The 14,615-nt window shown below is 43.1% G+C and carries 19 protein-coding genes; 15 read left to right on the top strand and 4 right to left on the bottom strand.

The genetic code is table 11. From position 1 onward, the window contains the following. Positions 1-669: a 3D domain-containing protein gene (locus ACUC6J_RS13175; RefSeq protein ID WP_019687404.1), complete on the top strand. Its 669-nt coding sequence runs from the start codon at positions 1-3 to the stop codon at positions 667-669. 199 nt (positions 670-868) lie between these two features. Here ACUC6J_RS13175 and ACUC6J_RS13170 read toward each other — a convergent pair whose 3' ends face one another. Continuing rightward, entirely contained in the window at positions 869-1,675 is an 807-nt protein-coding gene (locus ACUC6J_RS13170) for a polysaccharide deacetylase family protein (RefSeq protein ID WP_016820724.1), read from the bottom strand. Positions 1,676-1,978: 303 nt separating this feature from the next. Here ACUC6J_RS13170 and ACUC6J_RS13165 point away from each other — a divergent pair, with 303 nt between their 5' ends. From ACUC6J_RS13165 to ACUC6J_RS13145, 5 genes are all read left to right on the top strand, one after another. Continuing rightward, entirely contained in the window at positions 1,979-3,001 is a 1,023-nt protein-coding gene (locus tag ACUC6J_RS13165; protein ID WP_103042466.1) for an NADH:flavin oxidoreductase/NADH oxidase, read from the top strand. An 86-nt stretch (positions 3,002-3,087) separates the two neighbouring features. After that, positions 3,088-3,756, top strand: coding sequence for a PspA/IM30 family protein (locus ACUC6J_RS13160; RefSeq protein WP_013371430.1), 669 nt, complete (start codon positions 3,088-3,090; stop codon positions 3,754-3,756). Positions 3,757-3,885: 129 nt separating this feature from the next. After that, a complete protein-coding gene (locus ACUC6J_RS13155; RefSeq protein ID WP_013371429.1) occupies positions 3,886-4,293 on the top strand; it encodes a DUF350 domain-containing protein in 408 nt (135 codons plus the stop codon). Positions 4,294-4,317: 24 nt separating this feature from the next. Further along, complete coding sequence (locus ACUC6J_RS13150) at positions 4,318-4,824, top strand: DUF4178 domain-containing protein (protein ID WP_017427734.1); 507 nt, start codon at positions 4,318-4,320, stop codon at positions 4,822-4,824. A gap of 13 nt (positions 4,825-4,837) precedes the next feature. Further along, positions 4,838-5,593, top strand: a complete 756-nt coding sequence (locus tag ACUC6J_RS13145; RefSeq protein ID WP_019687402.1) for a DUF4247 domain-containing protein — start codon at positions 4,838-4,840, stop codon at positions 5,591-5,593. A 133-nt stretch (positions 5,594-5,726) separates the two neighbouring features. Here the strand turns inward: ACUC6J_RS13145 and ACUC6J_RS13140 are convergent, their stop codons facing one another. Further along, the gene (locus ACUC6J_RS13140; RefSeq protein ID WP_044786060.1) at positions 5,727-5,960 is read right to left on the bottom strand and encodes a helix-turn-helix transcriptional regulator; all 234 of its coding nucleotides are present in this window, start codon (positions 5,958-5,960) and stop codon (positions 5,727-5,729) included. 266 nt (positions 5,961-6,226) lie between these two features. On the opposite strand from ACUC6J_RS13140, the gene ACUC6J_RS13135 reads away from it, so the two are divergent. Genes ACUC6J_RS13135 through ACUC6J_RS13120 form a run of 4 tightly spaced genes read left to right on the top strand, consistent with a single transcriptional unit; the run spans position 6,227 to position 8,283 of the window. Beyond that, positions 6,227-6,940, top strand: a complete 714-nt coding sequence (locus ACUC6J_RS13135; RefSeq protein ID WP_016820730.1) for a hypothetical protein — start codon at positions 6,227-6,229, stop codon at positions 6,938-6,940. Next, a complete protein-coding gene (locus ACUC6J_RS13130) occupies positions 6,891-7,439 on the top strand; it encodes an accessory gene regulator B family protein (RefSeq protein ID WP_080942677.1) in 549 nt (182 codons plus the stop codon). Before ACUC6J_RS13135 ends, ACUC6J_RS13130 begins: the two co-directional genes overlap by 50 nt. Next, positions 7,412-7,543, top strand: a complete 132-nt coding sequence (locus ACUC6J_RS13125) for a hypothetical protein (protein ID WP_447248962.1) — start codon at positions 7,412-7,414, stop codon at positions 7,541-7,543. Before ACUC6J_RS13130 ends, ACUC6J_RS13125 begins: the two co-directional genes overlap by 28 nt. A 5-nt stretch (positions 7,544-7,548) precedes the next feature. After that, the gene (locus tag ACUC6J_RS13120; protein ID WP_016820732.1) at positions 7,549-8,283 is read left to right on the top strand and encodes a hypothetical protein; all 735 of its coding nucleotides are present in this window, start codon (positions 7,549-7,551) and stop codon (positions 8,281-8,283) included. A gap of 270 nt (positions 8,284-8,553) precedes the next feature. Here ACUC6J_RS13120 and ACUC6J_RS13115 read toward each other — a convergent pair whose 3' ends face one another. Continuing rightward, on the bottom strand, positions 8,554-8,769 hold the full coding sequence (locus ACUC6J_RS13115; protein ID WP_016820733.1) for a helix-turn-helix transcriptional regulator: 216 nt from the start codon (positions 8,767-8,769) through the stop codon (positions 8,554-8,556). A gap of 88 nt (positions 8,770-8,857) precedes the next feature. Here ACUC6J_RS13115 and ACUC6J_RS13110 point away from each other — a divergent pair, with 88 nt between their 5' ends. The 3 genes from ACUC6J_RS13110 (at position 8,858) to mobB (ending at position 11,118) form a co-directional block, all read left to right on the top strand. Beyond that, positions 8,858-9,097 carry a helix-turn-helix domain-containing protein gene (locus tag ACUC6J_RS13110; protein ID WP_025365008.1) on the top strand — a complete coding sequence of 80 codons (240 nt, stop codon included), beginning with the start codon at positions 8,858-8,860 and terminating at the stop codon, positions 9,095-9,097. 195 nt (positions 9,098-9,292) lie between these two features. Then, positions 9,293-10,570 (top strand): molybdopterin molybdotransferase MoeA, encoded by a 1,278-nt coding sequence (locus tag ACUC6J_RS13105; protein ID WP_447248961.1) that lies wholly within the window; start codon positions 9,293-9,295, stop codon positions 10,568-10,570. Continuing rightward, positions 10,567-11,118, top strand: a complete 552-nt coding sequence (mobB, locus tag ACUC6J_RS13100; protein ID WP_447248960.1) for a molybdopterin-guanine dinucleotide biosynthesis protein B — start codon at positions 10,567-10,569, stop codon at positions 11,116-11,118. Before ACUC6J_RS13105 ends, mobB begins: the two co-directional genes overlap by 4 nt. Positions 11,119-11,126: 8 nt before the next feature. Here the strand turns inward: mobB and xerS are convergent, their stop codons facing one another. Then, positions 11,127-12,227 (bottom strand): tyrosine recombinase XerS, encoded by a 1,101-nt coding sequence (xerS, locus tag ACUC6J_RS13095; protein ID WP_016820737.1) that lies wholly within the window; start codon positions 12,225-12,227, stop codon positions 11,127-11,129. 109 nt (positions 12,228-12,336) lie between these two features. Here xerS and ACUC6J_RS13090 point away from each other — a divergent pair, with 109 nt between their 5' ends. Continuing rightward, positions 12,337-12,846 carry a GNAT family N-acetyltransferase gene (locus ACUC6J_RS13090; protein ID WP_017427739.1) on the top strand — a complete coding sequence of 170 codons (510 nt, stop codon included), beginning with the start codon at positions 12,337-12,339 and terminating at the stop codon, positions 12,844-12,846. Between the two features lie 228 nt (positions 12,847-13,074). Further along, a complete protein-coding gene (locus tag ACUC6J_RS13085; protein WP_277507190.1) occupies positions 13,075-14,247 on the top strand; it encodes a M20 metallopeptidase family protein in 1,173 nt (390 codons plus the stop codon). The last annotated feature ends 368 nt before the right edge of the window (positions 14,248-14,615 follow it).

Genomic DNA, 14,615 nt, shown 5'->3' with positions numbered 1-14,615 from the left:
TTGAAACACTTAAAACATATTGGAAAAACCATGAAATTTGCGGTGCTTGCCGCAGCGATTGCAGGATTGGCACAGACAGCTGGAGTAGCAAATGCTGCTTCGCTTCATACTGCCAAAGAAGGCGATACTTTCTTTTTGCTTGCTCAACGTTATGGGGTATCGGTAGATGACTTGACGAAGGCTAACCCGGATATTGCGTCCAACAACATATATGCAGGTCTACAAATTAAAGTGCCAGACGAAAAAAGTGTGAAGGCGGCTTCGGATTCGAAACCACAGCTTCTTACGGAGAAAGCACCAGCGAATGAGAGGCCAACAATTGAAGCATGGGGCAAAACATTCAATTACAGTAAAGTTGTTGATGTTAAAGCAACAGCATATTCAGCCGCAGCTGATGAAAATGGCAAATGGGGTGCAGTCGATTACTACGGTAATCCGCTTAAACTGGGTACAATTGCAGTAGACCCGAAAGTCATTCCTATGGGGACAAAGGTGCTAGTTACAGGCTATTCCCATCCCGGCTTGCCAGACCATTCTTTTGTAGCCGTTGCCCGTGATCAGGGCAGCGCTATTACCGGAAAGCGGATTGATATCTTTATCCCTGGCAACAAATCATTCGTGAACGACTTCGGCTTCCAAAATGTGAAACTGTACGTTATTGATAAATAGCATTGTGCATATATTTGATTTCATTAAACATAATATATATTATGTAAACTTAATATTATAGCACACAACATATAACTGGGACGACTTCTTATCAGTACGGTCGTTTATCGCTAAAAAAGGCTGTCTTACAAGCAGAAGCACTCTGCTCGTCAAGGCAGCCTTTTTACGTTGTTGGTATATACGAGGCTTAGACATACTGTTATTTTCGTTCCGATGTGTGAAGTAGCCGGGGGACTGTGACAAACTTGTAGCCCTTAGCTTTTAAAGAGTGGATTAGACCCGGCAAAGCTTGGACAGTACCTTGCAAGTTGGAACTTTGACCTCCACCTGCATGCATTAAAATAATGGAGCCAGGTCTGGTAGCCGGGATCACGTTACGCTGAATCTGTGTTTTGCTTAATCCCTTCCAGTCTAGAGAGTCCACATTCCAATTGACGATCATGTACCCATGACGACGCGCCCACTGAATTTGAGGCTCCGTGATTTCACCATAGGGTGGTCGTATTAATCTGGGCCGAAAACCTGCGCTGGCTTCTAAAATGCGTTCTGTTTTTGTAATCTGGTGGCGAAAGCGTTCTGGTGTGGCCTTCCTGAAATCCGGATGAGTATAGGAATGGTTTCCTATAGCATGACCCTCGCGGATGATGCGGCGTATGATCCCCGGATGCTTTTCCGCACGATGGCCGACGATAAAAAACGTAGCTTTAATACCGTTTGCGTGTAATACGTCCAAAACCTGCGGCGTATACCTTGAATCGGGCACATCATCAAAGGTTAAGGCAATTTGGCGGGTGTGCGGGCCGCACATTTTAAAAATGTCCGCATGCTTTTTTCGTAGCATCGCTAATGTTGGAGTAGCTCGATCTTTACTTTGATATACCGAAGTAGCGACAGTAGCTTCCTTGGGATGGGGCGTTCCGATGTTGGGAGGCGTGTCAGCGTGAACGGGAAAACTTGAAAATGCTAGTAACAGTGCTAAACATGGCAACACTCCCCTGTACCGCATTTGTATTCCCCCTTTCCGTGCAGTGGTACCTAGTGGTGCTCTCAGCTATTATGTACCTGTCCTATTAAAATTATGCTGGTGATTGAGTGAAGTCCTACACGACTGAAGAGAAGCACATCATGAAGCGGATATCCGTGAAGATGACGAAGTAAACGGACATATTCTCTTAAACATGACCGAAAACTGGAGCATTTTCGTAAGTTTTAGCCTTACAAAGGATTCGGTATACCGTGACAGCTGGTGTATAATGGGGATGCTATTCATAATGCTACAGACTTGGAATTGAGGGAAGGATGGATAAAAGTGACCGACTTGTTTACTCCTTATCAATTAAAGGGGCTTTCTTTAAGAAATCGGATTGTCATGCCCCCAATGTGCCAATACAGCGTGGAGGCCAAGGACGGCAAACCGACGGATTGGCATTATGTCCATTATGTGAGTCGCGCGGTAGGAGGGACTGGACTCATAATTGTGGAAATGACAGCGGTTCATCCGGATGGGCGCATTACGGATCGTGATTTGGGCATTTGGAGTGATGAACATATTCCTGCATATCGTAAAATGGTAGAGGAAGTCCACAAGTATGGTGCCAAAATTGCCATTCAATTAGGCCATGCCGGACGCAAGGCTGAAGATGCTGAGCCACCTGTAGGCCCGTCTTCGATCCCCTTTAGTGAACGATTTAAAGAGCCGCACGCTTTAACGCGAGCAGAAGTCAAGGAACTGGTTCAAGCCTACAAAGAGGGGGCGCGCCGGGCGGTAGAAGCTGGTTTTGACACGGTAGAGATTCATGGCGCTCACGGCTATCTAATCCATCAATTCCATTCTCCTTTAACCAATACCCGAGAAGATGAGTATGGGCAGGATTTATCACTGTTTGGTGTTGAGGTGATACGTGCTGTTAAAGAGGTACTTCCTGCTGATATGCCTGTGCTAATGCGGATATCTGCCAAAGAATATGTCCAAGACGGATATGATGTTGAATACATAGCAGCCATAGGGGAACGATATCGTGATGCGGGTGTAGACATTTTCCATATTTCTTCTGGTGGTGAGGGTCCGATTGGTTCCAGCGGAGGTCCGTCTGCGCGTGCTGGTTATCAGGTGGATTTGGCTCATACCATCCGTGAGAAACTGAATGTGCCTGTCATTGCTGTCGGCTTATTGGATGATTATGAGGATGCCCGCCGAGTCGTTCAGCACAATGAAGCTGATCTGGTAGCCATAGGGCGTGCCATGCTGCGTGATCCCTATTGGGCGCTGCATGCATCACGGGCGCTAAAAGTACAGGCGGATATTCCAGAGCCTTATCTACGCGGTTTTTAGATATTTCTGAAACCTCTTTGCAAAGCTTGCGTAAACATGTGTACAGAGCTTAAAATTTAAGCATTCAATTCTAGGAGGAACTTCACATGTCTATTTTCAAACGATTAAGAGATCTTACGATGTCTAACATTAACGCCATTATCGACAAGGCAGAAGATCCAGTTAAAATGACGGATCAATACATTCGTGATATGCAAGAGGATCTGGAAGACGCAGAGAAAGCGGTAGCCGCTCAAATTGCTATTGAAAAGAGATTTAAACAGCAATACGAAGAACAGGCAGCTTTGGTGAAAAAACGCGAAGAACAGGCTCATACGGCTGCAAAAGCACAAAATGTGGATCTTGCTCGTCGTGCGCTGGAAGAAAAGAAATCTGCCGAACAAAAAATGAACGAGTTCCAAGCTGGTTATGAGCAAAACAAAGCTGCAGCTGACAACCTGCGTGGTAAGCTGGATGAAATGCGCAGACAGCTGACTGAAATGAAAAACAAGCGCGAGACACTGGTTGCCCGTTATAATGCAGCTAAAGCGCAAACCGAAATTAACAAAGCGATGAATGGTTTTAGCTCGGATACGGCAACTGCTGGATTAAAGCGTATGGAGGAAAAAATGCTGCAAGCAGAAGCACGTGCTGAAGCGAGCAACGAAATGGCTTCCAAGGAAAAATCGCTGGATGAAGAGTTCAAAGAGCTGGATAAGAAAAGTGCTGTGGACGACGAACTTGCTGCTTTGCTGAAACAATACGAAAACAAATAAGAACTTTTAAGCATTGCCGCTAGTGTGGTGGCTCAGTAGGCGAAGGAGAAACGTTATCTCCTTCGCTTTTCCCTGCCTGGGGGCGTAAATCAATATATGTAGTCAAGAAGATGTGGAGGATGGTAGCAAATGCATTTTTTAGAAACGATGAAAGCGATGCTGGTATGGACGGGCGCAGGTGCTATTTTGCTGTTCGTATTAATGTATGTCGATTCTTTATTTACAAAGTATAAGGATTTTGCCGAAGTAAAAGCCGGAAATATGGCTGTAACAGTCCGGATGATTATGAAGCTGATTGCACAAGGATACATTTTATCGGGTTCAATTGCTACAGCTAATAATTTGCTCGAAGCGCTTGTGTATTCTGTGATTGCCTTTATCATCTTGCTTGTTTTGGAAGTGATTGTGCGTCTGCTGTTGCGGTACTGGGCACAGTTTGATCTGGACAAAGGTACCCAAGAAGGTAAAATTGGTTTCGGTCTGTTTTCAGGAGCGCTGCATTTGGTGGGTGCCTTGATCATTACAGCATGCTTCTAGGCAAAGTAAGGAGGAAATATGACCATGAGTGTATGGAAACGAATTTCAAATCTATTTGCCAAGCCTGAACCGCCGAAAGCGGAAAAAAGCATGCTTCACTTAAATCCTGGGGATATTTGTGAAGTGTCGCTTGTCACCTATGAAGTGGTAGGTCGTGTACATAATCGTGCCCGGAATGCCGTTGTTTTGACGCTTCAGGATGGTAATCAAGTGAGTTATCTTCATATTGAGGAACGGGAAACACTGCAATTCGGACTATATCAGGCTATCGATGGCAGACTAGACAACCCGGAGGAAGTACCGACCATTTTAGAACTGGATGATACAACGTATCATTTGGAAGAACAGTATTTTGGGCATGTTACCGTTATGGGCCGTGCTCCTTTCCGGCAGGGTGGAGAGCAACATGTTTGGCAGTACCAGTCTGATGATTACCATCTACTGCGGGTAGAGTGGCAGGACGGTCGCTTTATGCTTTATGAAGGAGAAGAAGTGATTACCGGAGACGTCAAGGTTATTCGGGCTAGCTAGGAGAGGGTTACACATGGGCAAACGCACCTGGCAATATGCATTAAAGGTCATTGTGGCGCTGAGCTTGTTCGTATCCGTGCTAAGCGGCTGCGGGGCGCCAAATGTGAAAGATACGTATCCGCTGGAATCCGTTAGTGGTAGCGGAAACTCGACCTCGTACGTATATCGGGCGGCAGGCAAAACGGTTCCCGAAGTAGCGGAGGAATTGAAAGAACAGCGTACACCGGAACAAATATCGCCTCAGAGCAATGAGCGGATGTTTCTGGTATATAGCGATGAATGGTACCATTTGCAGCAAGATCCAGCTAAGAAGGAAGATACACTCATTGAAATCGACAGTAAAAAGTATGTCGAGCAAAATTACAGTTCCAGCTTTCTAAAAGGATACTTAACTGCAACTGTGCTGGATGCTCTGTTCGATTCATTGCGGGGGTCTGGCTCCTATCGAGGTTATTCGAGCAGAGATGTATACCGACCTTCACAAGGGCAATATCGTGCTCCAACAGCACAGGAGAAAAAAGCGATTCCGCCGATAACGGTGGAACGAAAAGGTTCAGTTACCCGTAGAGGGAAAAATTCGGATTCCAGCGTTGGATCAAGCGGAAGTCTATTCGATCGAGGCTCCAGCAGTTCACCGAGCAGAGGCTCGATTTCACGTGACCGAGGCAGCAGCGGTGGTTCCAGCATATTTGATTCACCACGCAAATCTTATAGTAAGCCTAAAACACGCAGCGGCTCAGGTAAAATTAGCCGGCGAAGTCGACGATGATAGGTAATATTTTATTTTCTTCTAAAGTTGTTTGCGGAACTGTGGAACTGTCTTGCACAGTTCCTTTTTTTGTTGTTTAACATTTACTAATGTAAATTGAATGGATGCTCCCTCACTTCGATTTTATTGCCGTCTACTTTGACCTGCGATCAGGGCTTATGTGCTCAATGCCATCTTCTTCAATGATATTGCTTTTTTTGATATGGAAATGACGAGCTATCTTTTCTATAGCACCCATCCGTGGTTCAGAAAGTCCGCTCTCCCAAGCTGAAATTGCTTTATTGGTAACCCCAGCGATCTCAGCAAGCTCTTGTTGAGTCAAATGATATTTTATACGTAATTTTTTAAAATTGTCACTTAAAGCCACAATAATCCCTCCACCCCAAATTAAGTAGATTATAACCTTGATATCGAAAAAAAACCAACATAATACATTGGCAAAAGCAACGTCGCTCACTTGGGGTGACTTTTTTTATTAGCACGAATGGATGTCGAGTTTGAAAAAGAAAGCCAGGGGAAGAAAATTTCATCTTATATTCATACAAAAAATTCCAGTTTACTAGATTATTTCATTGCCACATCTATTAGTAAAATATACAATTACATCAGGCGAAATAGGAGGATGATGTAACTGTGTTATCTGCTTTCTTATATATTATACTTGGTTTTTTCGATGCTTTAGCGGCAGTTACTTTGGTCTTGAAGCTTTATATGCTTCCCGTGTGGGAAAATCGAAGAAAAATAATTTTTTATGCAATGGGCATAGCCTTGTTTTCCTTTCTCATGAGAGAAGTTATAGGCATGCCTAAATTTGATTTTCCGCTTCAGTATTTGTTAATGGTTCTCTTTTTAAGATTTGGTTTAGGGATCAAAACATATCTTGCGGCTTTTTCTGCTGGTTCCGGTCTTACAGCTTACATTAATCTACAGTTATTTGTATATATCTTTGCAAACTTTTTCGGAGTAGCACAACCAGGTGTTATAAGTGATACAGCTGGCTCTTCCATTTACGTTATACAGCTAGCTTCTATTTTTACTGCGTACTTTATTTCTTTTGTCATGGGGAAATACAACTTTGGTTTCTCATTTATCATTCAGCCCCCACATGATTTTTTGAAAGGTGAAAATTACCTATCACCCCTTAATAAAATGTTCATTATAGGCTCCTTAATATCATTTGTCACGATTCTTGTTACTTTGTATATGCTCTATAACTCCAATACGATAGGACTACTTTCCATCTCATTGCTGACTTTTGGAATTTCGTACTTCTTATCAGAGAAAGGAGATTACGAGGATGCTAGAAACGCTATCGAGGCACATCGCATCAGAAATAAAGAAAGCTGATCCTGATGGACCTACAAGTGTAGAAGTGATGGAGTATGCGATTGGTGTGAAAATTACCGAAATCTCGGCAGTACTTATGGTCGCAGTTATGGCCTGGATAACAGGACATTTTTTGGGGGCATTACTAGCCCTAGCTACGATCATGTTTGTAAGGAGATTTTCAGGAGGGGTACACTTCAGCAACCTTACCCTTTGTGTCTGTTTTACAACGGCCATATGTGTAACTATACCTTTCGTCTCTTTAAGTTTATCAACGATTTTGATAATTAACACTTGTTCATTATTAATGTTTGTAGTATATGCTCCCAATCATTTTATCTATATTAACAAGACCAAACATCACAAATATTATAAAACGATATGTATTTTGGTTTGCATATTAAATTTTTTTATACAATCTCACATAATATGTTTATCTTTAATTATACAAGCATTCAGTATTCTTCCTTTATGGAAAGGAGGTGAGCGAAAATGGATAAGAAATTGGCGAGAGCTTTAAGTATAACCCTTGGTAATTACGCTAACGAGTCTACCAAAAAAGAAAAAACAATTTTTGGCGCTAAACCTGTACCAGCTGAGCTGAAGAAAACAGAAAAGAACTGAATTTAATGGAAGAGGGAAAGCGAATCCTAGCTACTCCATTGCTTGATGACAATTCACTTGGAGATTGCTCTTTTTTTTGTGAGAATCACCTAGTTGCGATTGAATTGTGGAAGCCCAAAAGCAATTATCACATCCCGCTTTTTCATACTTCTCATGGAAGATTTACAGTTCCCACCACCCTCCATGAATGTTCCGTAGGCTTACCCACTTTTTGCAATTTGGACGGATCTAATTTGGTTAACATCACACAAGTGGACAAGATCGTTACGGGAGATTATGGAGGGGGGCAGGTTGTTTTTAAAAATCAAGACATTAAAGAAAGTATAAATTCAGCAAATTTATCTCGATGGAAACAAATATATGAGAATGCAATGAATGCCGATAGAGAAATTCGTTATATTTTCGGATCGGAAATTAAGGTAGTGGGTAAAGCGGCAGTGAGCGGTTTTTTTAAAGTAGGGAATATGCTTAGTGTGGATATGTGGGAACCAAAAAAAAATTATTATGTCCCGCGTTTTCACTCTGGAGATCGCTCTTATTCAATCGGGCTAACCGCACAAGCTTGCAGGGAAGCTTTTCCGTATCTATATCCTGCTTATAAAGACACCCTGATAAACCTAGAATTGGTTTGTGAGATTGAGTCTAACGCATTTGGAGGTTTGGTACGATTCGAAGGATCAGACTTCACTTGCTCGATGTCTCATAATAAACTTAAAGCACTTAAAAAATTGTGGAAATGACCCATGAAAATTCAGGGGTCATTTTTGTTACCAGATTTAAATGAATAAGTCAATAATCAGTTAGACTAGGATAAGCCGGACGGGTTCGATTTAATTCGACATATTTCCCGTTTTTAATCATTTTCTATGTGATAAAATTTGATTATGAAAAAAATAACAATCTTTTAAATTAAGGTAAAAACAATCTACATATAAGAAAAGGAGGGTGAAAGCGGGATATATAATGTAAATGCCGGCATGTACAAACGGCCCGAAGGAAATGCCTGTTTGTCAGGCAAGTTCCCACTCATATAAGTCCTCAGCTTTACACTCTAATATCCTAGAAATGAGGACTGCCGCCTCGAATGACATTTTGTCACGTCCCGCGATCCAGTTGGATATTTGTTGCCGCGAATATCCAGTTCGTCGGGCGAGCCATGATTGAGTGCGTCCATGAGATTTGAGCTCCTCTTTCAAAAGGCATTTCCCCCGAGTAAGTTTTTGCACCTTACTTGCTCCTAACAGGGGAAAAGTGTTTCGTTCAGAGTATACAGGTAAATTACTTTTTTATCAATTATATTGTGGAGTTGATTGGATGGTTGCAGATAAAAATGAAAATGTAACTTGCACTAGCTTTTATACAATAAAGATGGCACGACTCGCTTCAGGTTATAGTGAGTTAATAGCTTGCAATATACTTGGTATGTCAATGAATGAATTAAAACATATAGAGGAAGATTCATCGGATTTAACAATAGCTCGAGCGCAGCAAATGTCCTCGTTGTATGAGGTTTCAATAGATTCAATCTATTTCGGTAAAAATAATCTAACTTAATATACGTAGAAAACTGACGTAATGACATGCAAAACTAAAAAGCAAAATCTACCAAAAACAGCCGCGATATGATATTCAGGCTGTTTTTTGGCGGATAGAGACTTGCAGTATCCAATAAACACCGTTCGGATTTGCCAGATAACGGTTTTAGCGTTATAACAGAAAGAGGGTATTTTAGAAGAACGGAGTGAGAACATGAATCAGACGCCATTAAACACAGAAAAATTCCAACGTAAAGCAGTTAAGGTGGAAGAAGCACAAAGCAGGATAGCTAGCTATGTTCAACAGGGTGAAAGGGAGGACGTAGGGCTCGAGCAAGCACATGGTCGCTATCTGGCGATGGATTTGACTGCGCCACATCCGTATCCCCGCTTTCGTCGTTCTGGTATGGACGGCTATGCGATCCTTGCCTCGGACACTGAAGTCTGTTCGACCGGTCAGGAAATCTGGCTACACGTGATTGATGAAATTCCTTGTGGTACCGTATCGGACAAGCGGGTGGAGACGGGAATGGCAGTCCGCATCATGACAGGAGCACAACTACCTGAAGGAGCGGACACGGTGGTGATGCTGGAGGCGACACAGCTGCGTGAGGAAAATGGACAGACATATGTTGGCTTGAAGAAGCGTATGGAAGTTGGCAAAAATGTGACACAAATTGGTCATGAGATTAAGGAAGGTCAGCTTTTGCTCAGTAAGGGAACTTACGTGGGAGCGGGGCATGTCTCGGTACTGGCTACTTTTGGTGTACATCGGGTGCCTGTTTACAAGAAGCCAAGGGTGGCTGTCTTTTCCACTGGATCAGAATTGCTCGCAGTGGATGAGCCGTTACAACCGGGGAAAATTCGAAACAGTAATACATATATGCTGGCTTCTCAAATTAGAGAGGCAGGAGGAGAGCCGTTCATTCTGCAAGCCATTCATGATGATTTGAACCTTGCTCGTGCTTCTGTCCGAGAAGCGATAGCTGCCTATGATATTGTGGTTACGAGTGGTGGAGTGTCGGTGGGTGATTTTGATATTATGGGTGATCTCGTACGACAGGAAGATGTGAATATGCTGTTCAACAAGGTTACGATGCGTCCAGGTAGTGTAACCACAGCCGCAGTGATAGACGGTAAGCTGTTATTTGCGCTCTCTGGCAATCCCGGTGCATGCTTTGTAGGCTGTGAGCTGTTTGTACGACCAACTATTCAAATGATGTTATCTTCGGCACATCCGTATTTGCAAACCTGGACGGCGAAGCTAGGAGCAGATTATACGAAGGTAAACAACTATACCCGCTTTGTACGCAGTTCTCTGGAGATACGTAGTGGGCAAGTATATGCGATTCCTGCGCGAGTAGATGAATCCAGTGCTATGGTTACGATTAAGGACAGCGATTGTCTGATCGTAGTTCCTCCCACAACAGAAGGCTTGCACGAAGGTGAAGAAGTGCATGTACTGGTGCTTCAAGGTGGACAGGTGACGTGAAAACGAAATATCCATTTATATGTCAAATCGTCGGATTCAAAAATACAGGAAAAACAACCTTCCTCGGAGGTTTGATTCGTTATGCGCAGCAGTCAGGACTACGTGTAGCTGTGATCAAGCATGATGGTCATGAATTTGAGATGGATCATGAAGGGACAGATACGTACAAGCACCGACAGGCGGGTGCCGAAGGCGTAGCGATTGTTTCGGCAGGAAGAACTGCCATTTTAGAGGAACATAGTCGGCCTGTGATCGGACTCATCCGGCATTTTCAGGCCTATGACTGTGTGTTGCTGGAAGGTTTCAAGCAGGAAAAATATCCGAAGCTGATCATGGTGCGGGAACAATCGGATGCGCAGCTTGTTCAGGAACTGACAAATGTACAGGGAGTAGTAGTTTGGGAGTACCACATGGATTGGGCTCAGGACTACTACTCAGATGAACAAACGGTGCAAATATTTCCTGCCGATGCCAGCGAACCGGCAGGCTGCTGGCTACTCGAACAGATTCAGAGGCACAAAATGGGATTCCAGACAGAGCAGGGATGAGAGGGCCACTAATTAGCGGAGTCAGTCTGAGTCTCTATCCGTCGTTCGATCGCCTGAGACATCGTTTTGTCAGTCAGGTGGGCATAGACTTCCGTTGTTTCTGTCGAAGCGTGACCCAGCTGTTCCTTGGTTTTGTAAATATCATTTTGTAAATAATAGTCAGTAGCAAAGGAATGACGGAGCTTGTGAACGGTCAAATAGGGCTTGCCGAACCGCTTGGCGTATTTGATGATCATTGCTTGAATCGCTCTTTTAGTCATCCGTTTGCCCTCAGCCCTGCCGTTGGGTCGCGCGACAAAAAGAGCTTTTTCTTTTTTTGGAGCGCGATAACGGGTATGTCTTAAGGATAAATAAAGTGCGAGATCATCTTTGGATTGCTCGCGGAAATATACTGGCGTTTTAAAAGTTTCATCGTTATTTCCTTTACGGTACACATACAGCAATTTATTGTTTATATCGAGATCGTCCATGTTCAAGTTGACGATTTCGGATACACGCAGTCCCGAGTTCAGAATAAGACTTGCGATACAGGCATCTCGCTCCTTGTTCAATTCATAGGAGTATAGGGCTTGCTTGTTATCAGCCAAATCTTGTCCATAGCCTTCATAAATATAGCCGATAAATTCAAGCAGTTCTTCCTCTTCCAGTATTTTCCCTTTGAGCTTGGCGGCCGTATCCTTGGGTTTATGTACGCGCTTAATTTCGACTTTGGCCATAATATTGCGCTTGAGCAACGGATAAAAGTTTTCATCCTCAGCGATTTGGCTCAAATAATGAAAGAGTGAACGCAAGGACGATAGCTTACGTGAAATGGTGATGCGGGAATTGGAGCCTTCGCGTTTGGTAGACAGGAACAAACGAAAACCTGTAATGCTATCCATATGGAGTGTCTCTAATTCTTCCAGTGTCACTTGGGCATTCGTTTCTCCGGCAGACAAGCCTTCCGAGCGAAGCCATGAAAAAAAAGCTTCGTAATCCCGCACATATTCCAGCAAAGTAGAGGGGGATAGGTCGGGAAGCTTGTAATCCATAAATTGCTGTACGTACCATGGCAAATCCGGCAACTTTTCATCCAGTTTGCGCCGGTCGATGATCTTTTGTATGTTCATAGGGTTCACCTCGTCCGGTCATAATACATGTATTTTAGCATATTTTGAACAGCACTGGATGGGAGTAATCAAAGTAAAGAACAAGCTGACCGCCAAGAGAGGTGAAAGTATGGGATATAATATCAAATCAGAATTGAAGCTGTCCATAAAGAGTGTACCAGAGTCGCAGAAGGACATTATTGTCCAGCTCATGCAATTTTACTTATACGATTTTACAGCCTATCTGCGAATTGATGTCACTGAGAAGGGGACATTCCCGGCTTATCCAGACTTGTATCAATACTGGACGAGCGGCGAACAAAAGCTGCCTTTTTTGATCTGGAGACAGGATATTCCTGTGGGCTTTGCACTCGTTGACCGAATGTCTAGCAATCGAGAAGCTGACTATTACATGGCTGAGTTCTTTGTACTTCGTCCTTATCGACACAATGGCGTGGGCACTTGGGCGGCTCATGAGCTGTTTGGACGTTTTAATGGGCGATGGAAGGTGACTCAGATGAGCACGAATAGACCAGCCCAATCCTTTTGGCGCAAGGTCATTGGAAGCTATACGAATGGTGAGTATAGGGAGCAAACACATCCAGTACGAGGGAATATAAGTCAGTTTTTCAATACATGAAAAATTCATAATAGAAAACCACCAGAAAAAAGCCGAGGAGAATATTTTGTCGGCTTTTTTGTTGTCATTTCAAGCCTTCTGTTCATGGATCGTTCCAATTAGAACTTGCATTGACATTGGTAAAAACGCAGGTATACAGTTATTTGGTAATTCATATATAACTTATTGGAATCATTTATGGTAAGATAAGGATAGAAGTATATAAATTCAATAGGAAAAGAGGGTAATATGCTGGAGAAATGGGTTCAGGAACTAAAAGATGGTGAACAAGAACTGATTGCGTGGAGAAGATATTTGCATCAGCATCCAGAGCTTTCTTTTGAGGAAACGAATACATCTGCATTTATCGCAGACCAATTACGCTCTTTTGGTATTGAAGTAAGAACGAATGTTGGGGGAAACGGTGTGCTCGGTTTTTTAGAAGGCGGGCAGCCAGGTAGAACGATTGCATTTCGTGCTGATTTTGATGCACTTCCTATTCAGGATGAAAAGGATGCGCCTTATAAATCGACCGTTCCCGGTGTTATGCATGCTTGTGGACATGATGGTCATACAGCTGCGTTGCTAGGAGTGGCACGAGTGTTAAGCCATCACCGTGAGACACTGAAGGGAAAGCTTGTGTTTATTTTTCAACATGCCGAAGAAAAACCGCCTGGCGGAGCCAAATTCATGATTGAGGATGGTTGTCTGGATGGGGTGGAAGCAGTATATGGTATTCACCTTTCCTCGGAAATTCCACTGGGCAAAATCGGCTTAAAGAGTGGGCCGGCAATGGCTGCTGCCGATGCCTTTTCAATTGAAATCAACGGCAAGGGCGGACATGGCGCCAGACCGCATCAGACAGTGGATTCCATTGTTATTGGAAGTCAAATTGTGAACGGACTACAACAGGTCGTGAGTCGCAGAGTGGACCCTACGGAATCAGCAGTGTTAACGATTGGGGTATTTCAAGCAGGAACTGCCTTTAATGTAATTGCAGATAAAGCCAAAATTGAAGGGACCGTACGTACGTTTAATAAGGATATACGCAAGGAAGTCGAAAACGAAATTCGTAGTATCGTAAAAGGTCTAACGGATGCTTATCATGCGGGATACGAAATTGATTATTTGAATGGTTATCCTGCTCTGGTGAATGCCGAGGCCGAAACAGAACGGGTACGTGAGCTAGTCAGTAGGCTGTATGGAGTAGATGCTTTTATGGACTTAAAACCGGCCATGGGAGCAGAGGATTTTGCCTATTATCTAGAACAACGACCTGGAGCTTTTATTATTGTGGGCGCTCGTAATGAGGATGAACGAACCCATTTTGCTCACCACCATCCTCGCTTTGATTTTGATGAGCGTGCGTTACTCATCTCAGGACATATTTTTTTAGCGCTGGCGCTTGAATATTTGCAGTAATTTCAACCTATTAATGAATAGCCATAGCATTACGGAAGCCCGAACCGCGCATAGCGCGGTTTTTTGCTGTAAATCAAAGTATTTTGGTACCTCGTTCGAATGAAATTTAAAGAAAATAATTCATTATATGAAAAATTCATATTAGTAATTTATAAGAGGTATCAACTGTAAGTGGAAGCCAACTCTTTTATTACAAGTTATCAAGCAGAAGATACTATTACATTATCTTGATTTTTCACACAAGGAAATGAGAAAAAGATGACGAATCTTTTGAGCAGACACCGATGTAAGCGCTAACAAAAAAGATTGCAAATCTATTGGATTACTGGAGGTGAGCTTGAGAGAACGCTTGTTTGATTGATGAATGG

It is taken from the genome of Paenibacillus sp. JJ1683, from assembly GCF_053006485.1.
The sequence above is the reverse complement of the archived record's forward strand: the minus strand, read 5'-3'. Positions and strand labels throughout refer to the sequence as shown.